The sequence below is a fragment of the Rhabdothermincola sp. genome (genome assembly GCF_036846205.1).
GTDB lineage: Bacteria > Actinomycetota > Acidimicrobiia > Acidimicrobiales > Acidimicrobilacustridaceae > Rhabdothermincola.
Map to the genome: position 1 here is coordinate 1 of NZ_DAIUCK010000135.1, position 6,652 is coordinate 6,652.

The 6,652-nt window shown below is 71.6% G+C and carries 5 protein-coding genes and 1 pseudogene; 2 read left to right on the forward strand and 4 right to left on the reverse strand.

The window, feature by feature from the left end; translation table 11 throughout:
• Both V7004_RS14700 and V7004_RS14705 read right to left on the reverse strand, forming a co-directional pair.
• Positions 1 to 231 (reverse strand): annotated as a pseudogene (locus tag V7004_RS14700) (hypothetical protein); the annotation flags it as partial.
• 88 nt (positions 232 to 319) lie between these two features.
• Positions 320 to 1,240 carry a LysR family transcriptional regulator gene (locus V7004_RS14705; protein WP_334144933.1) on the reverse strand — a complete coding sequence of 307 codons (921 nt, stop codon included), beginning with the start codon at positions 1,238 to 1,240 and terminating at the stop codon, positions 320 to 322.
• A gap of 357 nt (positions 1,241 to 1,597) precedes the next feature.
• Here V7004_RS14705 and V7004_RS14710 point away from each other — a divergent pair, with 357 nt between their 5' ends.
• Entirely contained in the window at positions 1,598 to 3,025 is a 1,428-nt protein-coding gene (locus tag V7004_RS14710) for an HAD-IB family hydrolase (protein WP_334144935.1), read from the forward strand.
• Between the two features lie 67 nt (positions 3,026 to 3,092).
• Here the strand turns inward: V7004_RS14710 and V7004_RS14715 are convergent, their stop codons facing one another.
• Positions 3,093 to 5,366: an aconitate hydratase gene (locus V7004_RS14715; protein WP_334144936.1), complete on the reverse strand. Its 2,274-nt coding sequence runs from the start codon at positions 5,364 to 5,366 to the stop codon at positions 3,093 to 3,095.
• 77 nt (positions 5,367 to 5,443) lie between these two features.
• Between V7004_RS14715 and V7004_RS14720 the strand changes: the two genes are divergently transcribed.
• A complete protein-coding gene (locus tag V7004_RS14720) occupies positions 5,444 to 6,196 on the forward strand; it encodes a GntR family transcriptional regulator (protein ID WP_334144937.1) in 753 nt (250 codons plus the stop codon).
• A gap of 68 nt (positions 6,197 to 6,264) precedes the next feature.
• Here the strand turns inward: V7004_RS14720 and V7004_RS14725 are convergent.
• Positions 6,265 to 6,652: DUF4190 domain-containing protein (locus tag V7004_RS14725; RefSeq protein ID WP_334144939.1), on the reverse strand; the 388-nt coding region annotated here is incomplete at its 5' end.

Genomic DNA, 6,652 nt, shown 5'->3' on the forward strand with positions numbered 1-6,652 from the left:
GTGCACATCCGCCCCGCTGGAGGCCACCACCAACACCAGCGGGAGCCGCTGGTCGAGGGCCATGCGGGCCGCCACCTCGATGGTCTCGCCGTCGGCGGCCCCGAGGGCGCCGCGGCGGTGGGAGCCGTCGAGCTCGCAGAGGATCACGGCCCGGTCCCCGAGGGTCTCGCGGCGGGCGTGCGCGACCCCGGGCACGCGGGCGCGCAGCGGGAACGGGGGAGCCGAGGGCACGGGAGAGTGGACCCAGCGGCCCTCGGCCCGGTTACCGCTACCGGTCGGTAACGTCTGCCGGTCCGTGGCGTCTGCCGGTCCGTGGCGTCTACCGGTCGGTGACGTCGGCGTGGATGCCGGGTTGCTTCGGGCCCTCGGTGCGGACCACGTCGAGCACCACGTCGCGCAGCGCTCTGGCCGGAGCCGAGAGCATCCCCTTGCGGCGGGTGGCCAGACCGACCGATCGGCCCTCGAGGCCGTCGATGGGTACGCGTTTCCATTCGCCGCCCACCCAGCTCGGGGCTGCACTGGCCGGCAGCAGTGCCGCCCCGAAGCCCTGGAAGGCGAGCGAGGCGAGCAGGCGCATGCCGTCCACCTCGGCCTGTGGCTCGAGCTCGATACCCGCCTGCCGGCACTGCTCGTCCAGATGGTCCCGGAATCCGGTGCCCTTGGGCTCGAGCAGCAGCGGTTCGCCGTCGAGGTCCGCCAGCGTGAGCCGGTCACGTTCGTAGAGCGGGTGCCCGGCGGGCACCACCAGCAGGCGGTCCTCGTCGAAGAGGTGATCGGTGCGGATCTCGGGGTCGCTGAGCGGGAGGTTCACCACCGCCAGGTCGAGCAGCCCCGAGGTGAGCTGGAGGGTGAGGGAGGTGGTGGTGGCGTCGACGACCACCACCCGGACCTTGGGGTGTCGGGCCCGCATCGCGTCCACCAGGCGGGGCACGAGCCAGCGGGCGGTGGTGCCGATGACTCCGATCCGGGCCGTGCCGGCCACCTCATCGTGGAGGCTGGCGAGGTCCGCGACCAGGGCATCGAGCTCGGCCCGCACCCGCCGGGCTCGGGCCGCGACCAGCTCACCCTCCTCGGTGAGCCTGCCGGTGGCGCGGTCGATGAGCACCGAGCCCAGCTCCTTCTCCAGCCGGGCCACGTGCGTGCTGACGTTGGACTGCACCGTGTGGAGGGCTCGGGCGGCAGCCGAGAAGGAGCCGGTGTCGGCTACGGCGAGCAGGGCGTTGAGCTGCCGGAGATCCATCACTAGTCATGATGACACGTATCGCCAAGAACTGTTGGACAGATCATGTGCGAGCGTTCACAATGGGCCTCGCAACACTCGCCGAGGGCACAGCTCGTTCCCCCCACGAGCGACCTCGAGCAGGTTTTGAGCGCCGATCCCCCCCTCGGCCTCGAAACCAGTCAACCGGAGCCGGCCTTCCCCCGAGGCCGGCTCCGCTCGTTTTCGTCCCCTCGTCCCCTCGTCCCCTCCCGAACTGTTCATGGATCCGCGGCCTGGGACCGCGCTGCGCTGAACAGTTCGGATCAGGAGCAGGAGGAGGCGGTCGTGGCGGCGGAGGGAGCAGACCCGAAGACCTGGTGAGGGTACGGTGCGCCCATGGCGAACGAGGCAGCCATCTTCGACCTCGACCGCACGCTTCTCGCCGGGGCCAGCGGGCCGGTCATCTCCGGCGCGCTGCGCACCGTCGGCCTGCTGCCGGATCGCAGCTTCCCCGGCGAGGACCTGATCTTCCGGCTGTTCAACGTGATGGGGGAGAACTGGCCCTCGATGTTCCTCACCCGCCAGGGGGCCCGCCTGGCCGCCGGCTGGGACCGTGACGCCGCTCGCCGGGCGGGCCAGATCGCGGCGGAGGTGCTCGCCGAGGAGGTCCAGCCCTACGCCCGGGTGCTGATCGAGGAGCACCACGCGGCGGGGCGGCTGGTGGTGGTGGCCACCACGACACCGCGGGACATGGTCGAGCCCCTCGCGGAGCGGATCGGGCTCGACGGCGTGATCGCCACCACCTACGAGGTGCGCGACGGGCACTACACCGGCCGGATCGACGGCGAGTTCGTCTGGGGGCGGGGCAAGCTCCGGGCGGTGCGGGCCTGGGCCGGCGACCACGGCGTCGCGCTCGACCGCAGCTACGCCTACTCCGACAGCTGGTACGACGTGCCGCTGCTGTCCGCGGTGGGCCATCCCTTCGCGGTGAACCCCGATCCGCGCCTGCGGGCGTACGCGGTCCTCCGCCGCTGGCCCGTGCTGTTCCTCGACGTGCCCCCCGGGGTCCCGAAGTTCCTGGGGCTCGAGCCCCAGACCGCCATCTTCCCCTTCGCCCGCCCGGAGCTGCTGCCCTTCGCTCGCATCCACCTCGAAGGAACCGAGCACATCCCCGCCGAGGGGCCGGCGATCATCTGCGGCAACCACCGCAGCTACTTCGACCCGCTGGCGGTCGGCTACGCCATCGCCCAGCGGGGTCGCCCGGTGCGCTTCCTCGGCAAGAAGGAGGTGTTCGACGCACCGATCGTGGGGGACGTGGCCCGAGCGCTGGGGGGCATCCGGGTCGACCGGGGCACCGGCTCCGACGAGCCCTTGAAGGAAGCGGCCGCCGCGCTGGAAGCCGGCGAGCTGGTGGCGATCATGCCCCAGGGCACGATCCCCCGGGGGCGGGCCTTCTTCGACCCGGTGCTCAAGGGCCGCTGGGGGGCGGCCAGGCTGGCGGCGATGACCCGGGCGCCGGTGATCCCGCTCGGGCTCTGGGGGACCGAGAAGGTCTGGCCCCGCAACGCCCGGTTGCCGAACGTCACCAACGTGCTGCACCCCCCCGAGGTGCTGGTGCGGGTGGGCGAGCCGGTCGAGCTCGGCTACCAGGACCTCGACGCCGACACGGAGCGGATCATGTCGGCCATCGTCGACCTGCTGCCGCCGGAGGCTCGCCAGCGCCGCGAGCCCACCCCCGAGGAGCTGGCGAGCACCCTGCCGCCTGGCTACCGGGGCGACCCGGACGGGGAGCACGAGGCGCTGCGCCGGCCCGGTCGCGACTGACCGCGGCGAGCTGCCGCGGCGGAGCCGACCCGTGCCCGCCCGACGAGACCGCCGAGCGGTGATCGGCTCAGCGCGAGCGCTGGCGGATGATGTTCAGCGCCCCACCGGCCTTGAACCACTCAATCTGCTCCTCGTTCATCGAGTGCAGGCACTGGAACGCCACCACGGTGCCGTCGGGCTTCTCGATCCGACAGGACACCGGCTGGTCGGGGGCCAGCTCGGCCAGCCCGAGGATCGAGATGCGGTCGTCCTCGTCGATCAGGTCGTAGGTGTGAGGATCGGCGAAGGTGAGCGGCAGCACGCCCTGCTTCTTCAGGTTGGTCTCGTGGATCCGGGCGAAGCTGCGCACGATGATGGCCTTGGCGTTGCGGTAGCGGGGCTCCATCGCCGCGTGCTCCCGCGAGGAGCCCTCGCCGTAGTTCTCGTCGCCGATCGCCACCCAGCCCACGCCCGCCTCGTGGTAGTGCTTGGCGATCTCGGGGAACGGTTTGGTCCGCCCGTCGAGTTGGTCCTTGCCGGTGCCGGTCTCGCCGGTGAAGGCGTTGACCGCGCCGAGGAACAGGTTGCCGCTGATGTTCTCCAGATGGCCGCGGTAGCGCAGCCACGGACCGGCGGCCGAGATGTGGTCGGTGGTGCACTTGCCCTTGGCCTTGACCAGCACCGGCAGCGAGAGGAAGTCCTGCCCGTCCCAGGCGGGGAACGGCTCGAGTAGCTGCAGCCGATCGGAGTTGGGATCGACCTTGACCTCGACTCCGGAGGGATCGTCCGGCGGGGCGATGAAGCCGCTCTCGCCGGACTCGAAGCCCCGGGCGGGGAGCTCCTCGCCCTCCGGCACCTCGAGGCGCACCTCTTCCCCGGCATCGTTGACGAGCGTGTCGGTGCGGGGATCGAAGTCGATGCGGCCCGCCAGTGCCAGGGCCACCACCGTCTCCGGCGAGGTCACGAAGGCCAGCGTGGAGGCCAGGCCGTCGTTCCGCTTGGGGAAGTTGCGGTTGTAGGAGGTGACGATGACGTTGGTGTCGCCCTCGTGCACGTCGGATCGGGCCCACTGGCCGATGCAGGGCCCGCAGGCGTTGGCCAGCACGGTGGCGCCGATGGCCTCCAGGTCACCGAGGAGGCCGTCCCGCTCGATGGTGGCCCGTACCCGCTCCGAGCCGGGGGTGACCATCAAGGCGGTGCGGGCCTTCAGCCCCCGGGCCTTGGCGGCCCGGGCGATCGCCGCGGCCCGACTGATGTCCTCATAGCTCGAGTTGGTGCACGAGCCCACAAGCGCCGCGCTGATGACCAACGGCCAGCCTTCCCGCTCCGCCTCGTGCCCGAGCTGGCTCACCGGGCGGGCCCGGTCCGGGGTATGTGGGCCGTTGATCAGCGGTTCGAGATCGCGCAGGTTGATCTTGATGACCTGATCGAAGAACGCGTTCGGATCGTCGTACACCTCGGGGTCGGCCCGCAGCTCGTGGGCCACAGGGGCTGCTGCGGCGGCGATCTCCTCCCGCCCGGTCGCCTCGAGGTAGCGGGTCATGGCGACGTCGTACGCGAACAGCGAGGTGGTGGCGCCGATCTCGGCGCCCATGTTGCAGATCGTGGCCTTGCCGGTGCAGCTCAACGACTCGGCTCCCGGCCCGAAGTACTCGACGATGGCGCCGGTGCCGCCCTTGACGGTGAGGATCTCAGCCACCTTCAGGATCACGTCCTTCGGCGCGGACCAGCCGTCGAGCTCGCCCGTGAGGTGCACCCCGATCAGCTTGGGCCAGCGGACGTTGAACGGGTAACCGGTCATGACGTCGACCGCGTCGGCGCCGCCCACGCCGATGGCCACCATCCCGAGGCCGCCCGCGTTGGGCGTGTGGCTGTCGGTGCCGATCATCATCCCGCCGGGGAACGCGTACTGCTCGAGCACGACCTGGTGGATGATGCCCGAGCCGGGCTTCCAGAACCCGATGCCGTAGCGGGCGGAGACCGACTCGAGGAAGTCGTAGACCTCGGTGTTGGTCTCGAGCGCGGCGAGCAGGTCGCGTTTGCCGTCCTCACGGGCCTGGATGAGATGGTCGCAGTGGACGGTGGTGGGCACCGCCACCCGGGGGAGCCCGGCGGTCATGAACTGGAGCAGGGCCATCTGGGCGGTGGCGTCCTGCATGGCCACCCGATCCGGGTCGAGGTCCGCGTAGGTGTGGCCGCGGACCAGTTCCTGGTGCTCGGGGTCGCGCAGGTGGTTGGCGAGCACCTTCTCGGCATAGGTGAGCGGCCGCCCGAGGCGCTCGCGCACCAGCGCCACCCGGTCGGGGAGTCGGTCGTAGACCGCTCGGACCAGCTCGATCGGGGTGCTCGCGGTGACAGCCATCTCGGGTCCTCCTGTCGTGCCGGGGTGCCGGTGTGCGTCGTCTCGTGCCATCTGGCGCCTGCTTGCGACCGACTGGAATGTATACAAGTATCGTACAAGTGCGCCAGCCTCGTTACCAGCGGATCGCCGACGAATTGCGTCGCCGCATCGACCGCGGCGAGTACGCCTCGGGTCGCCTGCTGCCGAGCGAGGCCGAGCTCTCCGGCATCTTCGATGCCAGCCGGGTCACGGTGCGGCGGGCGCTCGAGGTGCTCCGCGACGAGGGCCTGGTGGACTCCCGTCAGGGGTTCGGGTGGTTCGTTGCCACCGATCCGGTCCGCCAGAACCTGGCCCGCCTCGGCACCATCGAGAGCCAGCTCGCCGAGGAGGGCATCGAGTCCACCCGCCGGGTGCTCGACTTCCGGTTCACCAAGGCCCCGGCGCGGGTCCGCCAGGTGCTCGGGGCCGAGACCGTACTTCGGGTGCGACGGCTCAACCTCGCCGATGGCGAACCGTTCGCCCTGGTGACGGTGTGGTGCCCCGAAGAGCTCGGCGCCGAGCTGTCGAGGGCGGACGTGGAGCGCTCGCCGTTCTACGAGCTGATCCCGGTGCCCCTCGGCGGGGCGGTGCAGACCATCGGTGCCGCGGCCGCTTCCGCCGCGGAGGCTGAACACCTGCGGGTGCCGGTCGGCTCACCCGTACTGCGCTGCGAGCGCATCACCTGCGCGGCCGACGGTGGCCCGGTGTTGGTGAGCGAGCACGTGTTCCCGGCGCATCTCACCGAGTTCGTGGTGGACCTGCCCCACGCCGAGGCCTCCATCGCCCCCACCGGCTTGCGCCTGGTGGAGTGACGACGCTCCTCCCGCCAGGCCGGGCCGTGGCGCAGGGCCGCGGCGCCGAGGCCCGGCGCCAGCAGCGATCAGCGGGTGGTGGTGGTGAGCTGGTTCTGCAGCTCCTGGACGAAGTCGGGGTTGGCCAAGAGGAAGACCAGCCAGCCGATCGAGACGACCAGCCCGACGATCCCGCAGACCAACCCGGCGGTGGCCATCCCGGAACCGCCGAGCAGGCCCCCGCTGGTCGCGATCTTCCGCCGTGCCGCCACCGAAAGCCCGATCGCCACCGGCCCGACCACGATCCCGAGGCAGCCCGCCACCCCGCACAGCAGCGAGAAGATGCCCACCACCAGGGCCGCCACGGCCATCGGCTCGTTCTGCGGCCGCATCCACCCGCCGGCGCCGTAGGGACCCGGGGACCAGGTGGGCGCACCGGGCGCGCCGGGCGGCGGCGCGGCGGGGGGCCCCCAGGCC